The sequence below is a fragment of the Aureimonas altamirensis genome (assembly GCF_023702225.1).
Classification (GTDB): Bacteria; Pseudomonadota; Alphaproteobacteria; order Rhizobiales; family Rhizobiaceae; genus Aureimonas; species Aureimonas altamirensis_B.
The window spans coordinates 21,596-42,365 of sequence record NZ_JAMQCO010000013.1 but is presented as its reverse complement, the minus strand read 5'-3'; the positions used below and the strand labels follow the sequence as shown (position 1 = coordinate 42,365).

The window sequence follows — 20,770 nt, the reverse complement described above, 5'->3', positions numbered from 1 at the left end:
AGGGTTTCCATGTCTGACCAGCGCGAAAAGCTCACCGAGGACATCCTGTTCCTCGCCTGCACTCGGCCTGCCATGTGGGCCGGGGTGACGCTTGAGGCCGGATTCATCATCATCCTCCTGACGGGCATCATTTTCCTCGTCGGGGGGAGCCTTCTGTATCTCGGGGTCGGGGTCATCATCTATCTCGCGTGCCGCGCAGTCTGCGCCCACGACCCCAACCAGTTCAGCATCTTCTTCGCCTGGATGGCGACCAAGCTGCGCTGCCGCAACCGCTTCTACTGGGGCGCATCGTCCGTGAGCCCCTTGCGGGTTCGCCGCGCGCGCTCCTGGCGCGATCTCCAAAAGACGGAGCTCATTCCGTGAAGCTGACGGGCCGATCGAGGGCGATCCTGCGCGAGGAGCATGTGTCGGACAAGGTGCCGTACACGCGCCATATCGATGAGAACATCATCAGCCTGCGCACCGGCCAGATGATGGCCGTCGTGGAAATGGAGGGCGCTGCCTTCGACACGGCCGACGAAGGCGAGCTGAACGACCTCCACGGCAAGCTCAATCTCCTCTGGCGCAATGTGAACGACGAGCGCTTGGCGCTCTGGACGCATGTCATCCGCACACGCGACGTCGAGTACCCCGAAGGGCAGTTCAAGGCGTCGTTCGCGCGCCAGCTCGACGACAAATACAAGCACAAGATGTCGAGCGAGACGCTGTATCGCAATCGGCTCTTCTGCGCGCTCCTATGGGCGCCGGCGCGCAACGCCGAGCGCCGGATCGGCTCGGTGATGTCCCGCCTGCGCAAGGCTCGCGGCAACGGCACCGAAATCAACGAAAAGGCGCTGCGTGACTTCCGCGGCATCCTTCCGACCGTTGTCACGACGCTGGGCCGCTATGAGGCCCGCCTGTGCGGTCTCTATGAGCACAATGGCGGGATCTTCTCGGAAGTCGCCGAGTACCTGAACGCCGTCGGAACGGTCGATTTTGAGCGTCTGCCGCTGACGAACGGGCCAATGAACGGCGCGATCCTCCTCGATCGGCCCCTCTTCGGCCGCGAGGTAATCGAACTGCGCGGCGCCGGGCAATCGCGCTTCGCCGGCATCCTCGGCGTGAAGGAATATCCCGCCACCACGCGCCCCGGAATGCTCAACAGCCTCCTCCAAGCGCCGTTCGAGTTCGTCCTGTCGCAGTCCTTCTCGATGGCGTCGAAGACCGAAAGCCGGTCGATCCTGACGCTCAAGCAGAACCAGATGACCAACGTCCACGATCGCGCGCTCTCGCAGATCGTGGACCTCGATCGTGCGCTCGACGATCTCGAATCCTCGAAATTCACGATGGGCCGCCATCACCTGAACCTGATGGTGGTTGCGCCCACGGCCGCGTCGCTCATGGACAAGATGGCCCATGCGCGCCGCATCCTGTCGGATTGCAGCATCGTGACCGCGCGCGAAGATCTCGCGCTTGAGGCGGCCTATTGGGGCCAGTTCCCCGGCAACTTTTCGAACCGGCCGCGATCCGGCCATATCAGCTCGCGCAACTTCGCGGCGCTGTCGCCCTTCATGTCCTACCCCAAGGGCTCGCAGACCTCGCCCTGGGGGCCGTCGATCGCGCTTTTGAAGACATCGAGCGGCTGCGGTTTTCACCTGAACCTTCACGTCGGGGATTTGGGAAACACGTTCATTTGCGGCCCGTCCGGCTCCGGCAAGACGGTCCTGCAGAACTTCATCCTCGCCCAGCTCCAGAAGCTCGACGTGACGACGGTCTTCTTCGACAAGGACCGCGGCGCCGACATTTTCGTGCGCGCTGCCGAGGGCAAGTACCTCGCCCTGCAGAACGGCCGGTCGACGGGCTGTGCACCGTTGAAGGTGCTCGATCTGGAGAACCCGGCTGATCACACTTTCGCCGTTCAGTGGGTCAGCCAGCTCGTGAAACGGGATGGCCGCGAGCTTTCCGTCACCGAACAGAAGGACGTTGAGAACGCGATCCAGCAGCTTCGCCAGCTTCCGCAATCGGAACGTTCGCTGACGGCGCTGCTCCAGTTCCTGTCATCCAACGACCTCGAAGGCACGGGCGCTCGCATGGAGCGCTGGTTGGACGGACAGTCGCTCGGGTGGGTGTTCGACAACGAGGCCGACGTGCTCGATCTCGACGCCCACTTCATGGGCTTCGACATGACAGACTTCCTCGACAACCCGGCTGTCCGGACGCCGCTCATGATGTACCTGTTCTACCGGATCGAACGGCTCATCGACGGTCGCCGCATCGTCATCGACATCGACGAGTTCTGGAAGGCACTCGGCGATAGCGCCTTCCGCGACCTGGCACAGAACAAGCTCAAGACGATCCGTAAGCAGAACGGCTTGATGATTTTCGGGACGCAATCGCCGCGCGACGCGATCGCCTCGGAAATCGGCTACACGATCATCGAACAGTGCGCGACGAAGATCTTCATGCCGAACGCGGCCGCGTCGGAAGAGGACTACATCAAGGGCTTCGGCCTCTCGCGGCGCGAATTTGACCTCATCAAGAACGAGCTGACGGTCGAGCGCCGGCAGTTCCTCATCAAGCAGGAGCACAATTCCGTCGTCGCGGAATTGTCGCTCCACGGTTTCGAGGACGAATTGACCGTCCTCTCGGGCCGCACCGCAAGCGTGCATCGGCTCGACGAAATCCGGGCAGAGGTTGGGGATGACCCGGCCGACTGGATGCCACGATTTCTCAACAAGGCCACTGCGAAAGGAGTAGCAGCATGACCAACGAACGGTCTTCGACGCGTCCTCGCCGTCCCCTCGGCGCACTGAAGAACCCTCTTCGGGGCGCGGTCCTCGGGATCGCCCTTGTCGGTGTGTCGGCCCCCGCCGTCGTGGCGCAGGGCATCCCCGTGATCGACGCCACCGCGATTGTGCGGTGGGGCCAGCAGCTTCAACAGATGCAGGCGCAGCTCGATCAGGCCAGAAGCATCTATGACGAGGCGCAGCACCTCGGCGACAGCTTCAACCAGATCACCGACGTGTCGAGCCTCGGCGGCCTTCTAAACGATCGCCAGTTCCAGCAGCTTCTTCCGCCGGAATATTCGCGCACTGCCGGGGCTGTGAACGGCCTCCTCCAGGGCAACATCGACGGCTTCGCGCAGCAGTACGACTACTACCAGAACGAAGGCGGCAACGCGGCCAACTCCTTCTACCAGCAGGAAGTGCAGCGGCGGAAAGGCGAGACCTACCAGGACATGGCAGTGGGTAAGGTCGTCTATAATCAAGCGTCCCAGCGCCTGGACGGCCTGAACCAGCTCCGCGATCGCCTTTCAAGCGCAACGACGCCGAAGGAGGTCATGGACCTTCAGGCGCGGCTCCAGGCCGAAAGCACGATCCTACAAAACGAGGTCCTGCGGATGCAGGGGCTCGCGATGATTCAGGAAGCTCGCAACCGTGTCGACGACCAGCGGCTCGAGGAGCGCAGCCAGATGCGCCGTGACGGCATCCGGTCGGCTCTGGAGGCAGGCCGATGATGCTAGTTCGATTGCTACTATTTGTGACCGCGGCACTCGTCCTTGTCGGCTGCGGCAGCGAGCCTGAGCAGACTGCCGAACAGCCGTCGTCGATCCCAACCGCCGAGATCGGCGAGGCCGGCACTTCCGAGGACGAAACCGTCGTTCGCGACGTTCAGTTCTTCATCGACAACCCCGACGAGCGGCGAGCGGTGCGTGAGCAATGCCGCAACGATCCGGGCGCTTTGGAAAATTCACGGGATTGCGTGAACGCTGACGAAGCCAATTCGCAAGCTCGACGCCAATCCACTCGCGAACGTCTCGGGGGATAATCCACATGTCGGTCGCGAGCAGCGTTATCAGTTCATTCGTTGACCCTCTTCAAGGGTATATCAACGAAGGTTCCAACAGCGTCGCACAGGCGGTTCAGGGTCCCCTGACCGCCGCAGCCGCCCTCTACATCGTGATCTTCGGGATTATGATCCTGCTTGGCTATGTTCGCGCCCCGATTTCGGATTTCGTCATAAACATCATAAAAATCAGTATCATCGTACTGATTGTGAACGAGGTAGACACCTACAACACCTACGTCACTGACCTGTTTTTCGTTCAGCTTCCCGAAGGCATTGGCGCCGCGGTCGGGGGTATGAGCGGCGGGTCTATGGATAGCAGCGGCATCACCAGCGGCAGCGCCTTCGACGAGATTATCAATCGGTCGATTCAAATTTCGGAAGACATCGCGGCCGAGGGCTCTTGGCGAGATTGGTACCCCTATCTCGTGGCAGCCTTCTACATGGCCCTCGCCATCATCGTATCGATGGTCCTCTTGGCCATCTACATCTTCGGCAAGGTGGCGCTCGCTCTGGTCCTGGTCCTCGGGCCCCTCTTCATCGCGCTTCTCCTCTTTCGGGTCACGCAACCCTTCTTCTCCTCGTGGTTGGCTGCCGCCGCGAATTTCGTGCTGCTGCAGGTCCTCGCCATCGCGTTGATCGGGATGATGATCTCCCTCCTGCAGGAGTTCATCGATAGTGCTGAGGCGTCGGCTTGGTACGAAGATTTCGTGCTGGCAATCCGCTTGGCAGGTCTCTTCGCCCTCACCCTTTACCTCGGCCTCCAGCTCCCGAGCATTGCCGCACGCCTATCTGGCGGTGGTCTCGCTCTCGGTAGCGGCATTGCTCAGGCAGCCATCAACGCCGCCATGAAAGTTCCCGGCGCCGGGACCGCTGCTGCCGCCCTGCGAGGCGGCTCAATCACTCCCAACAGGTAGTCCAGTGTCCCGCATCATTCGATATGCCGTCGCTCCGGCTCTCATCATGACTGTCCTCGCCGGCTGCGCGTCGATCGAGAACCGCGGCCTTCCCAAATGCTCCGGCAACGATCGCCGGCCCTTGAATGCAGACCTGTGGGCGTGGAGCGAAGGTGAGCCTTCCGCACCTGCAACGGTCATGCAGTTCGGCCCGATCCCAACGCCGCGCCCCGACTCTGCGCTCGGCGCAGTGTCCGGCGTCGTTGAACCTGAATGGAACATCGCCGCGTCCGAACGGGCGTGTGTGTAGGGATGGCGTTTGTGAAGTCCGAAGACCTGAAGGAATATTTCGACCGCTCCCGTCGTTGGGAGCAGGACGAATTGCGTTCCGCCATCCGCTCCAAGCGTCTCGCATGGACGGTTGCCACCATTTCCAGCTTACTCGCGATCGCATCTGTTGCCGCGGTCGCCATGCTCGTTCCGCTCCAGCGGATCGAGCCTTTCATCGTTCGCGTCGACACCGGGAACGGCATTACGGAGGCTGCGCAGCTTCTCCGCGATGGCCCGGTAACGCTCGATGAGGCGCAGGTTCGCTATTTCTTGGCGAAGTACGTCACGGCCCGGGAAAGCTATTCACGCGCCACGGTGACGGATAACCATCGGACCGTCGTCACGATGTCCACGGGCAACGTCTCCGACGCCTACAATCGCTGGATCTCCGGCAACAACCCGGACTCGCCACAGACGATCTACGGCCCGAACGGAACGGTCCGCGTCGAAATTCGGTCGATCCAGCTCAACAGCGAAGGCGTGGCGACCGTGCGGTTCGTGCAGATCGCGCAGTACGAGGCCAGTTCCCGCGAGCAGTACAACATCGCGACCGTCGTCTACGAGGTTCTGCCGAATGAGCGGCTGACCTGGCAACAGCGGCTCATCAATCCGATCGCGTTCGCCGTCACAGAGTATCGCGTCGATCCGGAGGTGGTCCAATGAAGTCGTTCGTGCTGGCAATCACCCTCCTTCTCGGCTCAGCCGTTGTCGCGCAAGCGCTCGAAATCCCGTCCGCTCTGCAACGCGACAGTCGAATCCGGGTCGTGAATTACACCGCGAGCGACGTGATTAAGGTCATCGGCCGCTACCGTGCATCCACGCAAATCGAGTTCGCTGCGACAGAGGAAATCGCACACATCGCGATCGGGGATAGCGCGTCCTGGGAAACGGCGCCGGCGAGGAACATCCTGTTCCTCAAGCCGCGCCTGCGCAATCCGCCGACGAACCTTCAAGTCGTGACGATCCGTGAGACCGGCGAGCGCCGGGTCTACCAGTTCGAGCTTCGCGCCGTGGACGGCGACGTGACCTCGACGGACGCTTATTTCGTGGTCCGCTTCAACTATCCGACTGACGATGCCAATGCGCGCCAGCGCGAGGCCGCGCTTCGGCAAGCCGCGCAAAGCGCGGCCGCCAACAACCAGCTCGTCGACACGGCGCTGTCTGTCCACCAGCAGTTCGGCGCCCGCAACTACCGGTACTCCGCGCAAGGGTCGCGAGGTCTGCAACCCGATAGCGTCTACGACGACGGGAAGGTCACGACGTTGCATTTTGCCGGCAACCGTGAGGTGCCGGCCATCTACATCGTTCAGAGCGATGGCAGCGAAACGCTGATCCCATGGGACGCCCGTCGCGGGGGTCAGTTCGTCGTCGTCCATACCGTCGCGCAGGAAATCCGCCTCCGGCGTGGTGGCGACGTCCTGTGCATCTTCAACGAGGCGTACGATCCCGTAGGTGTGAACCCTGGGACCGGAACGACGTCGGCTTCCGTTCAGCGCGTCGTGCAACCCGCTCCGAGGGGGAGTGATCGATGAGCCAGACCGACGAGACGAAGACGGCCGAGACACCAGGGCCCGCTGACACCGCGAGCCAGCCGCAGCCCGAAACCGTCGTCGGCGAGCGCGGCCAAGGCGTCACCGACGTTTCCGACGATAAGGGCGGCAACAACACGATCGGTCGCGCCGCCGTCCTCGTCCTTCTAATCCTTGGCGGCCTCGGCTTTCTCTGGCTCACTTGGGATCGCGGCAACGGGTCGGATGAAGAGCAGGTCACGCGAACCCGGATCGGACCTGCCGTCCCGTTCACGCCGACCACGATCACGCCACCAGAGGAGCCGGTCCAACCGCTCGACTTCACCGAACCAACGCCACAGCCACAACAACAGCCGACAGCCATTCCCGCGATCGATGAAGATCTCGACGCGACGTTCGGCGCGCCGGTCATCGCCTTCAGCTCCAACCCGCAGCAACAGCAGCGCGGCGGCCAGGGCGGCGGACAAGGGCAAGGGCAGGGCCAAGGCGGCGGTCAGGACTTCTCCGTTGATCTCCCGCCGGAGCTGGCTGGTCTGATCGGCGGCGGCGGTCAGCAAGACTTGTCGCGCTTGCGCGACCGGCTCGAGACGACGCCCTTGGAGGGCGTTCGGGCCTCGGTTATCCCCGACCTGCACATGGTGGTGCCGCAGGGCACTTCGATCCCCTGCGTCCTGCAAACGGCTATGTCGAGCGACGTTCCCGGCATGGTCTCGTGCACCGTCCAACGTGACGTTCTTAGCGCCAGCGGACAGGTCGTCCTTATGGAGCGCGGGACGGTCATCGTCGGCGAGTACGAGGCAAACCTTCAGCGCGGCCAGAAGCGCATTTTCGTGCTCTGGAACCGTGCTCGCACCCCAACCGGCGTCATTGTGAATATGGCGAGCACCGCGACGGACGGTCTCGGCCGCGCCGGCTTCGACGGGCGGATCGACAATAAGTTTTGGGAGCGCTTCGGGGGTGCCATCCTCATGTCGATCGTCGGCGACGCCTCGGCCTACGCCTTCGACCAGCTCGACGGCGGTGGTGGACGCGGCGGCGGTGGTTTCCAAACGAACGAGACGGAACGCGCGACCCGCGATGCCGCCTCGATCGCGTTGGAGAACTCGATCAACATTCGCCCGACGCTCTACAAGAACCAGGGCGAACAGGTCGCGATTTTCGTGGCTCGCGATCTCGACTTCGGCGACGTGTACGATCTGCGCGCGATCGAGACACGCAACCAGATTTTTGACCGGACCATCAGCGGCAACAATTTCTCACAGCCGATGATAACGAAGTAGCCGGGGCGGAATGTCGAACACCGCTCCGCTGCTGTCGTGGATGCAGCCGATTCAGCCCTTCCTCGACATGGACGGGCTGACGGAACTCTGCATCAACCGCCCGAACGAAATCTGGTGCGAGGGTCGCGACGGCTGGCAACGCCACCAGATCGACGATCCGAAGCTCTCGGCCGATGGGCTTGTGAACGGCTTCGCCCGGTTGGTGGCGAGCTTCACGCGGCAGGAAATCACCAAGCAGAAGCCGGTCCTGTCGGCCACCCTCCCCGGTGGGGAGCGGTGCCAGATCGTCGTCCCGCCGGCGGTGCCGGACGGGACGATCTCGATCACGATCCGCAAGCCTTCGGACGTGTCGTTGAGCCTTGGCGATCTCCGATCGGCGGGGCTGTTCGAGGAGGTTCAGACCTCGGCCGGGAAATTGAGCGAAAGCGACGAACGCCTGCTCACGCTCTACAACGCTGGCGACTGGCCGGTGTTCTTCGACCAGGCCGTTAAGGCTCGCAAAAACATCATCATCAGCGGCGCGACGGGCTCGGGAAAGACGACGTTCTCGAAAAGCTTGATCCGGTGCATTCCCGATCACGAACGCATCGTCACGATCGAGGACGCGCTTGAGCTCGAGGTGCCAGCGCCGAACCATGTTCGCCTGCTCTACTCCAAAGACGGGCAAGGCCAGTCGGTGGCAGGGCCGAAGCAGCTTCTCGAAAGCTGCCTGCGTATGCGACCGGATCGCATCCTCCTCCAGGAGTTGCGCGACGGAACGGCCTTCTTTTACCTTCGCAACGCCAACAGCGGCCATCCCGGCTCGATCACGACGGTTCACGCGGACTCGGCCATGCTCGCCTTCGAGCAACTGACGCTCCTTGTGAAGGAGTCCGAAGGTGGCGCGCAGATCGACCGCGACGACATCCGGGCGCTCTTGGTGATGCTCGTCGATATCGTCGTGCAGATCAAAAAGATGCCCGACGGCAAGCGTCGGATCACAGAAGTCTATTTCGATCCCGAAAAGAAGCGTCAGCAAGGGATCTAGGACCAAGCGGGGGACTCATGCCTGACGGACTGAAGTACGGCCTATGGGCGCTCGGCGCGCTCCTGATAGCCGCCCTGGGCGTGGTGCTCGCATCGAACCTTTCTCTCCTCTTCTACGGCGCCCACGACGGCCAGATTCACACACTGACGGTCTGGCCGATGCTCACCGGCGCCAACGAACGCGCGGCGACGGCTGCGCGTCTGGCGTCGATGCTTGTTGGCGGCGCGGCCGTCCTTGCCGTCCTCGGCATCTGGAACGCGCGTAATCGGCAAAGCCTCTTCGGTGAAGCGCGCTGGGCGACCGAAAGCGAGGTCAAGAAGGCAGGCCTTCGCTCACGCGGAGGCCTGATCCTCGGCAAATTCGGTGGCCGCTATCTAAACTTCGGCGGCCAAGAGCATGTGTTCGTCAGCGCGCCGACACGCGGCGGCAAGGGCGTCGGTATTGTCATCCCGAACCTCCTCAACTGGCCAGGGTCGACGATCGTCCTCGATGTGAAGAAAGAGAATTGGGAAATCACCGCTGGTTTCCGCCAGAGTGCAGGCCAAAGCGTCCATCTGTTCGATCCCCTCGATGCAGAGGGGCGCACGGCCCGTTACAACCCGCTCGGCTATGTGAACCGTTCCAACACGACCGAACTCTATGACGATCTCCAACGCATCGCGAATATGCTCTTCCCGTCCGATGCGCGCTCGGGTGATCCCTTCTGGACGGACTCGGCGCGAACCGCGTTCATAGGGATCGCTGGCTACATCGCCGAGACTGACGATCTCCCCTTCACGATCGGAGAGGTTCTGCGCCAAACGAGTGCTTCGCCCAAACTGGCCGATCATTTCTTTGCCATCATCGCCGCGCGAAGGGACACGCCGCGAGCCCTCTCGCAGCAGTGTTGCACGGCCCTGACCGACTTTCTGTCGAACAGCGACAAGGCGCTGCAGAGCATCCGCAGCACCCTTACGTCGAAGCTGAACCTGTGGCTCAATCCACGGGTCGACTATGCGACCAGTGCCAACGATTTCGACCTGCGCGAGCTGCGCCGGCAACCGATCTCGATCTACCTCGGCGTGACCCCGGACAACCTCAACCGCCTCGCGCCACTCCTGAACCTGTTCTTCCAACAGGCGGTCGACCTCAACTCTCGCCTCGTCGCCGAACAGGACGCCACGTTCAAGCATCAGGTCATGCTCATGCTCGACGAGTTTCGCGCGCTCGGCAATGTCGAGGTCATCAGCAAGGGGGTGGCCTTTCTTGCCGGCTACGGCTTCCGCATCGTGACGATCGTCCAGTCTCCGGCCCAGCTCCGCGCCGTGTACGGCCCTGACGACGCGGCCAACTTCATCACCAACCACGGCGTGGAGGTCGTGTTCACGCCGAAAGATTTGGCTGTCGCCAAGGAATTGAGCGAGCGCTTCGGCTTCGACACGGTGTCGCGCACATCGCGATCCCGCAATCTCGGCTTCTCGAAGCGCCACCGCTCGGAATCGACCTCCGACCAGCAACGCGCGCTGATGCTGCCGCAGGAACTCACCCTGACGCCCTATGAGGATGCCTATATCCTCAAGGGTCAGATGCCACCGCTGAAGGCCAAGAAAATCCTCTATTTCAAGGATCCGGTCTTCAAGAAGCGGCTCCTGCCGCCGCCTGTTGTCCAGCCGTCTCTCACCCCGGATCGAGCGGAAATCGAGTCACTGCAATCGCAGGTCCGAAGCTACGCAAAGCGGATCGAGGAGCTGGTTGTTCGAGACCCGTCCACTGAAGAGATTTCGGCGCCGACACAGGTCGCAGACGGTACAGACGGGCAGACCTGGCACCTCACGATCGATAAGGACCTTGGGGCAGACTTCAAAAAAATCGATGTCAGCGAAGGCGATCCCGATCAGTTTCGTGAGGCCGTCGAAGCGGAAACAATCTCATTTCTCGATAAGGCCATCACCGTTCCGCCGGAGAGGCCCGCAGGCGGTCAGCCGGAGGAGGCAGTCAACGAAATCAGCCTCGGTGGGCCAATCGTTGCCCCTGCCAAGGTTGTGAAACGCAAGAAAGCGCCAACTGCCACGAAGGCAGACGTGGTCGAGACGAAGGCGACGGCCACGGCAAAACCCCGCGCTAAACCTACAGCGTCCACGAAACCCGCGAAGCCGACTGCGAAAGGTGCGGCTGCACCGAAACGAGCGCCAGCTAAGAGCGCTGACGGCGTACCCTCGTGAACTTGAACCGGAGACCCGGCCATGATCGATGACGACGACAACGACAACGCTCGGCCCCCTCTTCGCGAGATTCCCCCCGAACCACGCGACGCACCCGTAGCCGAACGCGACCAAAGGGTTCTTGCGGAGGCCTTCGGCGACATCGACCGCGACCTCTCCCGCGACGTGCTACCAGACGCGGCTTCGAGGGACGCGGCTCCCGCGCCTACCGAACAGCGCGATCCGCATTCCCTGCCCGACGAAATCACCAAGCGGTACTATTGCCGGAAGGATCATGTAGGCGAGCAACACGTCTACGCGGATTCCAGGGGCTCGCGCGAGATTTTCCAAGCGTCCGAGAACCGCCTTCGCACGAAAGTCGATGATCCGCAGTGTGTGAAAATGATGCTCGACACCGCCGCCCATCGCGGCTGGTCGAGCATCACTGCGAAGGGATCGGACGAGTTTCGGCGTGAGACCTGGCTGGAAGGCCAAGCGCGCGGGATCGAGGTCAAAGGTTACAGGCCGAACGAACTTGACCTGCAGGAGCTTAAGAAACGCGAGCAAGCGCACCTGCGCAACGAGATTTCGCCGGCAGTGTCCCGTGAAGCTGGCGAGCCGGCGAGGACTTTGAACGCTACGCGGGACGGCCCTGACACGCGCCAGTCGCCCGACGAGCCGGAGCGGCAACGTCAGGCAGACTATAAGGCCGGAATCGAAGGCGTCTTAATCGAACAGGGCTCTCGTCCCTATCGCGACGGCCCCGATGCCGATCCCTCGCCCTACGCGGTGCTGCGCGATGCGCAGGGCCGCGAACATACGGCATGGGGCGTCGGCATCCCGAACGCCATGATGCAAGCTGGCGCCCGTGAGGGCGATCAGGTGCGCTTGCGCGAAACCGGCATGGAGCAAGTCAGCAAGTCGGTGATCCGCGAGGTCGACGGCCAGCTCCAGCGTGTCGAACAACAAGTCAATCGCCGTTCATGGGAGGCTGATGTGTCGCGCACCCGCGAGGATCTTGAACAGGAAAGCCAGAAAGTCGTGAACGAGCGCGAGACGCCCGGAGCGGCTGATCGCGAGCAACGCATACAGGCGGTCGGGGCCAAAGCGGAAAACATGGTCGATGCACGCGACCAGGCACTCCACGTCGGCGCGGGCCGCGACGCGGCCGTAACCGAAGGCGTTTACGCGAACGAAGCTCGCGCGAAGGAATATATGGCGCAGGGTCGGGCCGCTGCAGCCAGCGATCCCGGTCTCCGCGGTGCCGCCTCGATGGAAGCTTATGTGGAACGGAAGGTTCGCGCGAAGCTCGGAAACGATCCAGTTGCGGTTGATCGGGTCATGAACATGGCCCGCGCTCGCATTGGGAATGCCGTGGCCTCTGGCCACGATTTTCCGAAGGTGCGAGTTGAGGAAACGCGGGAGCGTTCCCCCAACGAGCAGGAGCGCGGTGCCGATCGCGGCCGGGACGATGATCGCTCACAGATTGAACGGGGCCAGCGCGAAGCGCGATCCGATTTGGAACGTGATCGCGACCGTGAACTTGATCGCGCTCGCGAGCGGCAACAGGATCGCGGCCGCGAACGGTAGCCGCAAAGCGGCAACCGTCCTTCAACACCGATCATCGCGAGCGGCCCTGATCTTCATCAGGGCCGCTCGCGTTTTCGGTCCCCCGTCCGCTCACTGTCCCGTTGTGGCACACTCCGATCCTGTTCCGGCCTCAAATTTAGGTTTCGTTGCGCCGCCTCGCGCTCATCCAGCCGTCGGTGGATCGTGTTCTTCATGATGTCGTGCCGCAGTTCGGGACGCTCGAGCTTTTGTGCATATACGGCAGTCGCGACGGCCAGACCTTGTTCGGCTCGACTTGGACTCCGAGTGAGCTCACGAGCGGCCATCTGATAGACCGCTTGAACACCAGCCTGTCGGTCTACCACCGCTTGCTTCCATGGGCGCGGCTGCTGGTTTTGTGATGCATTCCCTTTCTGTCGGCCTGCTCGCTCCTTTTGGGCCTCCCCCAGCGCTTCCCGCAAGGCGTTTTCGGTGTTGCGTGGAGTGACACCGCGCGCTCGCATGTGGCGCATGGACTGCCGTTCGGCCTTGGTCGTTCGTCCGCGCGCGAAGCGCGGCGTCGCCTCGGCCTCGATTCCGCGTTCGCGCAACGCGGATGCGAATTGCTCGCGGTAGCGTTCAAGGACCGGCTTGCCGGGGTTGAAGGCCCGTCCGTTGTGCTGTCGGCCGCGCACGGTGACGTGCGCGTGCGGATGCTTCGTGTCGTCATGGAAGGCGACCATGGCTTCCGAGCGAGGGCGAATTTCCCGGTCTACGAAATCGCGGACGGCGTTCCTGAACCGCTCACGATCCGAACCCGGAGGCATGGACAGGACCATATTCACCGAAAGCGGCGCCTGTCGCACGTTGCGCTGGTTGCCGTAGATCTTCTCGTCGTCGGTCCAGTCCGCGTGGAGGTCGCGCACGGCCTCCTTCCCCTTCATCATCCCGTATTCGGTCTCGGCCGCGACCTTCCCGTTGCGGGTGATATAGTTCATATGCTCGCCAAGATGGTCGCTCCCGTAGGTCCGGCCGGACACCTTCACCATCACCTCCGGCGTCTTAGACACGATGCGAGCGAGCTTCGCCGTCGCGGCCTTGGACTGCCGCATCTGCTGCATGACAGCGGGAAACTGGTCTCGGTAGAGACGCATTTTCGCTGGCGGCGTCCAGGCGGCCGAGACGCCGAAGCCCCGATAGAAGTCTTCGTAGAGCGCGCGGACCTTCGCATCATTCGCCATCGTCGCTATCCCCTTCCCACGAACGAACGTTGCCCTGCGCCATCGTATGAAGGACGCCGATGGCGCGCTCGACCTCGGCCCGCGCCTTCTCAAGAGCCTTCGCGTCCACGGTGAAAGAGGATCGCTCTAGCCGAGCCTCGTTCACCGAACGCGCAATCTGGTTGAGGTTCACGCCGACCTTGCGAACCTGAACGGTCAGCGCCCGGAGCTGGTGAAGCTCCTCGGCACTGTATTGCGTCCCGCCCCCGAGACGGACCCGGACCACGGATCGGAGCCACTGCGCGGGCTTCATGCCGCGCGCCACCGCAGCCTTTCGGACCGCTTCGACCTCGCTTTGGGAAAGCCGCACCGACAGGTGGCTGACCGCGCCTTCGGCGGCGGGAAGCGTCGGGGTGGGCGCACTCGACGGGCCGTCTACGGCCATCGTCACCAGATGACGAAGTAGGGCGGACTTGCCGCCATGCGCCTTCGCCAAGGCCGCGAAGCGGTCTGCGAGGGCGTCATCGATGTGCGTGCTGACGTGTTTCACCGCGATCCCATCATCACCAGTTTGGCAAAACTCCGTCGCTACGGCTATCCTGCACTAGAAATGCATAGCACGTAAAATTATGCTCGAACATAAAAACCTTCCTTCGGACGCTCTCCATGGGTTCACTTCCAAAGACGCGCCTTCATGGCCTGCGAACCGGCCCGAAAAGCTGCAAGGGATGCTCCGCTCTTCGCCCTTGCACCTTCCCGAACCGCTCCGTTGATCGGACAGGCGCGGCTCCGGGGGTTCACCAGTTGGCAGGCAAGCGCACAAAAAAAAACCCCGGCTTCGAGGGCCGGGGTTTTTGTCGTCGTTCGATGGTGGGTCGCGGGTCAGTAGTAGAGCGTCACCCGGTCCTTCGGCTCAAGCCTGAAGAGCAGGCTGTCGTATTTGACGCTGGCGATCGGAGAGAGGAGACCCATCGCGAGCCCTACACCGATGAACAGCGCGAACGCTTCCCATCCGAAATCGCTGCCTCGGTTCGCATTGGCATAGGCAAGGAACGCGGGCATGGCGATGACACCGCCGATCCAACCGCTGAACGTCACCAGCCCGCATACGAGCTGCATAGGACGGCGCAGGGCTGTGAGGATCGTCCAAACTGCCATGCGGACTCCATAGAGGGCCATCCGGCCCGACCAGCGGACGCTGCCCCCGAGGGCGTCGAATACGCTATGCATCATCGCTTCTACTTTCGGCTGCTCTGACAATCTCCAACAACACGAGGTCCGAAAGCCTCGCCTCTTCCTCGACCCCGTCGTCGAAGGCGACAACGCCGAAGCTCCCCCCCTGCCCCGCTTCGTGATCCAGAAGAAGCCGCCCGACACGATCACCGTCCCGAACTCGCATGGCAAGCGCCGCCCTCGGCTCGCTGGTAGCCGACACCGACACGGGCTCCTGTGGCGAAACCGGCCCGCTCTCGGAAACCTCGGATGCGTCGGGCGCCGAACGCGCGGGCTCCTGCGAAGACGGTATCGGCTTGGGGATCGACGCCGTAGCCGAGACAGGCGCAGTGTCGTCCGGCACCACTGGCGGCGGCATCACGCTCCTCGCGCCAGGGCTATCGTTGCTTGTGTTCGGGTCAACGTCGGAAAGAGCCGAACCCGCCGGGGCTGGCGCGACCGCCTGTTGAAGATGCGCGGGCACCTCCTGTCCCGCTTTCAACGACTGGCGGAAGGCGACGGCGCTCCGCTGTGTGACCGTCTCCCCGCTTGTGATGAACTCCCGCGTCTTATCGGCATCGATCTGCATGGCGGCGTGAAGCTCGTAGGCCGCGCGTGCGCCATACTCCTCCATACCGTCTTGAATGGCTGGGTCCATGTCGAAGAAATCGGCATATGCCGTCACCCATGCGGGGGGCTTCCCGAGACTCTTGGCGATGGCCGACTTCTTCGCTCCCGTCGCCATCTGGTCGCGGATGAACGTCGCCGTATCCCGATGGGAAAGCGCTTCACGCTGAACGTTCTCGATCATCTGATCGTAGCTGTCGCTCGCCTCCGAGCGGATCACGGCAAGAACGGTGTCCTTGCCCGCCAGCCGAGAGGCGCGGAAGCGGCGCGCGCCCGAGACGATCATATACTTACCGTCAGCGTTGGCCGGTTTGACCGTGATCGCCTGAATGAGCCCTCGTTCGCGGATTGAGTTCGCCAATTCCTCCAATTTCTCGTCATCGAACGCGGTGCGCGGCTGGTCCGGGTCTTCGATAATCGAGGACAGGGGCAGGAAATTCGTTGGAGCCATTGCCTTCTTTGCGTTCGCCGCATCGAGTTCGTCGAGAGCGTCGAAACCGCTGAAGTCGATCCCCTCGAAAACCTTGCTTCCCTTGCTCACGCCTCTGCTCCTTTCCAGATTCGATCCTCAATCGTTTTCATGACGCCGCGTATCTCACGCCCGGCATCGCGCGAGGCGGTCGCCGGATCGAGCCATACGGGCTCTCGCGTTCGCCCGATGCGGGCGTAAGCCTGACGCTGGCAGATTACGCCTTCGAACACTCGGCTCTTGCCCAACTTTTCGAAAATCTCGTTCAGGGCCACCTTCTGATCGGGCTGGTTGGCGACATACTTGTTCGGCAGCAGCCCCAGAAATTCGAGATTCGGATTGTATTCCCGCTTCATGCCGATGACGCTCTGGAGAAGCGCCGTCACACCCTCAAGCGAGAACGTTGCAAGCTCGATGGGCGAAACGGCATGGGTGGCGAACAGAAGCGGTCCGACGTTCAGAGCCGACGCGCTCGGCCCTGCATCGAGAATGCAGATATCGAAACCCGACGAGGCGGCGATGACGTTGTTGCGCAGGTTCGGGATGCCAACGCTGGCGTCCATCGCGAAATTCTTAACGCCATCGTCGGCGGTGATCGCCACGATACCAGGGGCATCCAGCCCCGGAACTTGAACCCGCTCGGCAAGGAGCGTCGAAGTCACGATGTCGCTGGCGTGGTCTTGCATGACGCGGGACGAATTGCGCTGGTCGTCGAGGTCAATGAACAGGACGCGGCGTTTTTCGGCAAAATACCATGCAGCGTGAAGCGCGATCGTGGTTTTGCCGACGCCGCCCTTGCGATTGGTCACATGCAGGATTTTCATGGCGGACTCCTTCATTGGCAGATCGGTCGCGGTGCATACGGCAAATTCGGCGGGCCGAAACCCTATGCCACGGATTGATACAGGACGGGACTGGTTCCTGCGATTTGGCCTAGCCGTTTGAGCCAGTTGGCGAAGTCCGAGACCGGGATGCTCGATGCGTCCTGGGCTCGGCGGGGCGGGGCCGATGCCCCCCGCCAGTTGAGGCGCGGAGGGCCGTTCCCCCCGCGCCTCGCGTTCATTCGGCGGCTTCGGCGTAGACGGTGCCCTCGTCTTCCTCGACCTCAGCCCGGTCCTCGCCGGTGTTGTCCTCGTCGGTCCCAAGCTGCGGGGCCGTGAGGCATTCGGGCATGTACCCGCTCCCCGAGATTTCGGCCTCGGTGCGATGCACGGCCTCATGCTTGAGAAGCTTCTGCATCGACGCGATACGGTCCTCTGCGACCGCAAGGCCGCGCATCACGTTCCCCATGGCCTTCTTGGACAGGCGCTCCAAGAATTCAGCGTCGGGCTTCCACCAGCGCGCCATATCGAGCCCGACCGCTTCCGCGATCTGGTCGCCCTGCCGGGTCCGGTCGCTCTTGCGGGTCTCATGCCGGAACCGGATCGCGTTCGTGTTCGCGGCGCTGGCCGTTGCCAGAAGGGCGAGAAGCGTATCGGTGTCCTTCTCCAACAGGAAATCCCATAGAAGGGCCGCGTCGTGGGGAAGCGCGCTCTTCACGCTCTCTATGTGTGCGGTCCACTCCACCACGGCGCGGTGCGATCCCGGCTTCTGGATGCACGGATCAAGAGTCTTCTTCTCGCCGCGCACCTCGACCGCGCTCTGCACGGCAGCGCCGCCATAGAGGCCGCTGTAGAACAGGCTCGCCAGAAGCGGATGCAGGATCGCGGCCAAGGCGATGCGCGGTTGGTCGATCATTTCCACCCGCAACGCGGCGGTGCGGATCGCGGTCAGTTCTTCCACCAGCGCGGCCGACAGGGTTCCGGCGTCCGCGTCGGGGCTCTCGTCCTGCGAACCGCTTCCGACTGTCGGTGCCGATCCATCACCAGCGGACTCGCCCTGATTGCGATGGGCGAGGATCGACGCCCAATCCTCCTCGCGCACCCATCCGCCCGACGCGGAAAGCTCGCCGCTGTGGTTCACACTGACGATGCACCCGGCGAATGTCTGCTCGACGGGATCGAAGCCGTTCAGGGCCTCCTCGATGTCCGCGATGCGGTCTTGGATAGCGTCGGCGCGCTGCGAGGCGCGTTCCTCGGCGCCCTCGTCCTCGCTGCCGCCCTCCATCAGCGCGGCCAGCTCGTCGTACTCGGTTCCAAGCCGGGATAGTTCCTCGGCCTCGGCTTCGGTCGCCTCGCGGCGCTGCGGCCAGATGCGATGAAGCCCGGTGTGGTGGTGATGGGCGTTGCCCTCAAGATCGGGTTCGACCCACGACCAGCCTTTGCCCTGCTCCTCGGCGGCGCTGGCGAGCTTGTCGTTGGCGAGCCTAGTCAGGAGCGGGCGATCCGAGAGGTAGCAATCGCCTTCGTCGGAAAACAGGTCGGTAATGATCGCTCCCCCTGCCGCCTTGTAGGCATCCACCCCGACGAAGCGGGCGAAGCGGTGATTGCCCTTCACTTGCTCCTTGGACAGAGTTTCGCGAAGCTGGCGCGGATCGCGCTGCCACATGTAAGGCGCGTCGAACCACACCGCTTCCTGCGTGGCATGGTCGTCGGCCAGCGCCAACGCCTCGGCCTGTTGCTGCGTAATCTCGTCGGCGCGCATAGCTTCGAGGATGCGCGGCGACAGGTGGGCGAGCTTGATGCGGCGGCGCACGGTCATGTGCGAGATACCGAACCGATCCCCGATGGCCTCCGGCGTCATCCCGTCCGCTGCGAGCTTGCGGAACGCCTCGATTTCATCGACCGCGTTCATGGCCGACCGCATCATGTTCTCGGCCAGCGAGATTTCCGTGTCGTTGGCGTCGGTCAGGACGTGGCAAGGAACCGGGAAGGCTTTCGCGATCCGCCCCTCCCCCGCCAGATGGCGCAGCGCGCCCAAGCGCCGCGCGCCCGCGACAACCTCGAACTTGCCCTTCGCGCCCTTGCGGACGGTGAGGTTCTGCAACAGGCCGTGCGCCTCGATGCTGGCGGCTAGCTTCTCGATCCCGGCCTGTGAATTCGTGCGCCGCACGTTCTCCTTGGAGGGAGCGAGCTTAGCGAGGGCGATGGTCTCGATGGCGGTGGCGCTGGCCGGTGCCGTGGTGGTCGCGGTCATGGTCGTTCCTTTCAAGAATCAAGTGTGGGGATAGGATGGCTGACCCTCGCGGGTCAGCGGCGGCGCTCGCCGTTGAGGTATTCGTTGGGGATCACCGCATAGAGGTCGTCGTCGTCCTGACCGGGATAACGGCCAAGGTTCGCGTAGAACCGCCCGTGTCCGGTGGAGAGGGTCAGCGAGTAATACGGCTTGCCCTCGACGTTCTCGTTCTCCCACAGGCCGCCGATCTCGATGCGACGGCCGCGCGGGCTCTGCGCGTAGAGGCGGAACTTGGGGGCCTTCTCGTTGGTGGACTGGACCGGAGCGCCGGTCACGTCGATGTCGAAGGCGAGCGTTGCGACGTTGCCGGACAGGCTCTTGCCGTCGATGCGAATGGCGTTGGTGACGGGCGCGGTGTTGGTGGTGTTGGACATGGGTTCGGTTCCTCTTTTCATCGCCAGTGGGCGAGGCCCCCGGCGTTCGTGCCGGTGAATGTCTGCCCTGACATTCACCGGAGCGAAGGGAGGGGGGCGAAGACCCCCGAGTGACCGCGGCCGGGACTGTCAGGGGTCGGCGACGGTGAAAATCGGAAGGTTCGGCGCGCAGGGCTGAAAGCCGATTTTCTCCGGCGAGGCCGAAGGCCGATCCGACGCGCGGGACGCGCGCTTGCCCATTGACCGACCCGGACGGGGGCGCGTGGGCGTCCTCGAACAGGCAAGAAGACGACAAGCGGCCAGCTCGTCGACCATTCAGATGTCGCGCCCGTGGCGCGTCTGACCTATTGGCTCGAGCATGGAAGCGAAGCACCAAGTGCAACAGAACGAATGCGATTAGATGCGCGGGATCTCTTTCGACGGCGACGGCGCCGATCGCGGCGGCCGTCCTGGCGCTCGCGCTCGCGCACGCAATGGCTTGGCATCGGCGCGGTCGTGCTGCTGGCTCTGGTGGTCGGCGGTCCCGACATGGCGGCCCGGGTTTGGAACGGCATCGAGGGCAGCGCCGGCGTCTCCACACCCCGCACGCCGACATCGACAGGCGACGGGACGTTCGCCGGCGTCGTGACGCAGATCACCGACGGCGACACGTTTCGCATAGGCGATCGCGCGGTTCGCATCTGCGGCGTGAACGCGCCCGAACAATGCGAGCTCGGCTATAGGGAAGCCGGCGCCTATCTCGGCCGATTGATCGACGGTCGGTCGGTTTCTTGCCGTGGCGTCGGGAGTGGTTCGGTCTGTGATGGTCGATCCGACCCGACGAGCTACAACCGAGTCGTGGCGACGTGTTTTGTAAACGGGCAGGACGTTGCCACCGAACTGGTTCGCGGCGGCCATGCCGTCGATTGGCCCCGCTACTCGGGCGGTCATTACGCCCGGTGAGGATCCGGCAAGCGGAGCGCGCAAGGTCGCGTGAGCGGCCTGGAGGCGGCAGGGATCGTTACCCGAAGGGCCGAGACCCGCAGGGCTCGGGGAGCGCAGCGAGTAGAGCCCGGCCCGAAGGGGCCGCCCGACGTTCCCCGCCATAAGACAGATGCTCATTCACCCATGAGGCTATTGATAGAACCACGTAACAATCG

At 63.2% G+C, this 20,770-nt stretch carries 20 protein-coding genes; 13 read left to right on the top strand and 7 right to left on the bottom strand.

Annotated features, from left to right (window positions below):
* Window positions 1-9 precede the first annotated feature (9 nt).
* The 12 genes from NDN16_RS18500 (at window position 10) to NDN16_RS18445 (ending at window position 12,657) form a co-directional block, all read left to right on the top strand.
* Window positions 10-363, top strand: a complete 354-nt coding sequence (locus NDN16_RS18500; protein WP_251114940.1) for a type IV secretion system protein VirB3 — start codon at window positions 10-12, stop codon at window positions 361-363.
* Window positions 360-2,744: a VirB4 family type IV secretion/conjugal transfer ATPase gene (locus NDN16_RS18495; protein WP_251114939.1), complete on the top strand. Its 2,385-nt coding sequence runs from the start codon at window positions 360-362 to the stop codon at window positions 2,742-2,744. The genes NDN16_RS18500 and NDN16_RS18495 overlap by 4 nt, the downstream gene beginning before the upstream one ends.
* Window positions 2,741-3,496, top strand: coding sequence for a type IV secretion system protein (locus tag NDN16_RS18490; RefSeq protein WP_251114938.1), 756 nt, complete (start codon window positions 2,741-2,743; stop codon window positions 3,494-3,496). Before NDN16_RS18495 ends, NDN16_RS18490 begins: the two co-directional genes overlap by 4 nt.
* Window positions 3,493-3,807 carry an EexN family lipoprotein gene (locus NDN16_RS18485; protein ID WP_251114937.1) on the top strand — a complete coding sequence of 105 codons (315 nt, stop codon included), beginning with the start codon at window positions 3,493-3,495 and terminating at the stop codon, window positions 3,805-3,807. The genes NDN16_RS18490 and NDN16_RS18485 overlap by 4 nt, the downstream gene beginning before the upstream one ends.
* Before the next feature lie 5 nt (window positions 3,808-3,812).
* Complete coding sequence (locus tag NDN16_RS18480; protein WP_251114936.1) at window positions 3,813-4,742, top strand: type IV secretion system protein; 930 nt, start codon at window positions 3,813-3,815, stop codon at window positions 4,740-4,742.
* 4 nt (window positions 4,743-4,746) lie between these two features.
* Entirely contained in the window at window positions 4,747-5,031 is a 285-nt protein-coding gene (locus NDN16_RS18475) for a hypothetical protein (RefSeq protein WP_251114935.1), read from the top strand.
* An 11-nt stretch (window positions 5,032-5,042) separates the two neighbouring features.
* Window positions 5,043-5,714 (top strand): virB8 family protein, encoded by a 672-nt coding sequence (locus NDN16_RS18470; RefSeq protein WP_251114934.1) that lies wholly within the window; start codon window positions 5,043-5,045, stop codon window positions 5,712-5,714.
* A complete protein-coding gene (virB9, locus tag NDN16_RS18465) occupies window positions 5,711-6,583 on the top strand; it encodes a P-type conjugative transfer protein VirB9 (RefSeq protein ID WP_251114933.1) in 873 nt (290 codons plus the stop codon). Before NDN16_RS18470 ends, virB9 begins: the two co-directional genes overlap by 4 nt.
* Window positions 6,580-7,860, top strand: a complete 1,281-nt coding sequence (gene virB10 / locus NDN16_RS18460; protein WP_251114932.1) for a type IV secretion system protein VirB10 — start codon at window positions 6,580-6,582, stop codon at window positions 7,858-7,860. Before virB9 ends, virB10 begins: the two co-directional genes overlap by 4 nt.
* Window positions 7,861-7,927: 67 nt before the next feature.
* Window positions 7,928-8,887 (top strand): P-type DNA transfer ATPase VirB11, encoded by a 960-nt coding sequence (gene virB11, locus NDN16_RS18455; RefSeq protein WP_251114931.1) that lies wholly within the window; start codon window positions 7,928-7,930, stop codon window positions 8,885-8,887.
* Window positions 8,888-8,904: 17 nt separating this feature from the next.
* The gene (locus NDN16_RS18450) at window positions 8,905-11,088 is read left to right on the top strand and encodes a type IV secretory system conjugative DNA transfer family protein (RefSeq protein ID WP_251114930.1); all 2,184 of its coding nucleotides are present in this window, start codon (window positions 8,905-8,907) and stop codon (window positions 11,086-11,088) included.
* A 21-nt stretch (window positions 11,089-11,109) separates the two neighbouring features.
* Window positions 11,110-12,657 carry an LPD7 domain-containing protein gene (locus tag NDN16_RS18445; protein ID WP_251114929.1) on the top strand — a complete coding sequence of 516 codons (1,548 nt, stop codon included), beginning with the start codon at window positions 11,110-11,112 and terminating at the stop codon, window positions 12,655-12,657.
* Window positions 12,658-12,713: 56 nt separating this feature from the next.
* Here the strand turns inward: NDN16_RS18445 and NDN16_RS18440 are convergent, their stop codons facing one another.
* The 7 genes from NDN16_RS18440 to NDN16_RS18410 all read right to left on the bottom strand — a co-directional run bounded on the left by NDN16_RS18440 (window position 12,714) and on the right by NDN16_RS18410 (window position 19,631).
* Complete coding sequence (locus tag NDN16_RS18440) at window positions 12,714-13,856, bottom strand: relaxase/mobilization nuclease domain-containing protein (protein ID WP_251114928.1); 1,143 nt, start codon at window positions 13,854-13,856, stop codon at window positions 12,714-12,716.
* Complete coding sequence (mobC, locus tag NDN16_RS21150; RefSeq protein WP_251114927.1) at window positions 13,846-14,385, bottom strand: plasmid mobilization relaxosome protein MobC; 540 nt, start codon at window positions 14,383-14,385, stop codon at window positions 13,846-13,848. The genes NDN16_RS18440 and mobC overlap by 11 nt, the downstream gene beginning before the upstream one ends.
* 332 nt (window positions 14,386-14,717) lie before the next feature.
* Window positions 14,718-14,993 carry a hypothetical protein gene (locus NDN16_RS18430; RefSeq protein WP_251114926.1) on the bottom strand — a complete coding sequence of 92 codons (276 nt, stop codon included), beginning with the start codon at window positions 14,991-14,993 and terminating at the stop codon, window positions 14,718-14,720.
* A 64-nt stretch (window positions 14,994-15,057) separates the two neighbouring features.
* A complete protein-coding gene (locus NDN16_RS18425; protein WP_251114925.1) occupies window positions 15,058-16,215 on the bottom strand; it encodes a ParB/RepB/Spo0J family partition protein in 1,158 nt (385 codons plus the stop codon).
* A complete protein-coding gene (locus NDN16_RS18420) occupies window positions 16,212-16,967 on the bottom strand; it encodes a ParA family protein (protein ID WP_251114924.1) in 756 nt (251 codons plus the stop codon). Before NDN16_RS18420 ends, NDN16_RS18425 begins: the two co-directional genes overlap by 4 nt.
* Window positions 16,968-17,202: 235 nt before the next feature.
* A complete protein-coding gene (locus tag NDN16_RS18415; protein ID WP_251114923.1) occupies window positions 17,203-19,218 on the bottom strand; it encodes a ParB/RepB/Spo0J family partition protein in 2,016 nt (671 codons plus the stop codon).
* 53 nt (window positions 19,219-19,271) lie between these two features.
* Window positions 19,272-19,631 (bottom strand): DUF736 domain-containing protein, encoded by a 360-nt coding sequence (locus tag NDN16_RS18410; protein ID WP_251114922.1) that lies wholly within the window; start codon window positions 19,629-19,631, stop codon window positions 19,272-19,274.
* A 495-nt stretch (window positions 19,632-20,126) separates the two neighbouring features.
* Between NDN16_RS18410 and NDN16_RS18405 the strand changes: the two genes are divergently transcribed.
* Window positions 20,127-20,573 (top strand): thermonuclease family protein, encoded by a 447-nt coding sequence (locus NDN16_RS18405; protein ID WP_251114921.1) that lies wholly within the window; start codon window positions 20,127-20,129, stop codon window positions 20,571-20,573.
* Window positions 20,574-20,770 lie beyond the last annotated feature (197 nt).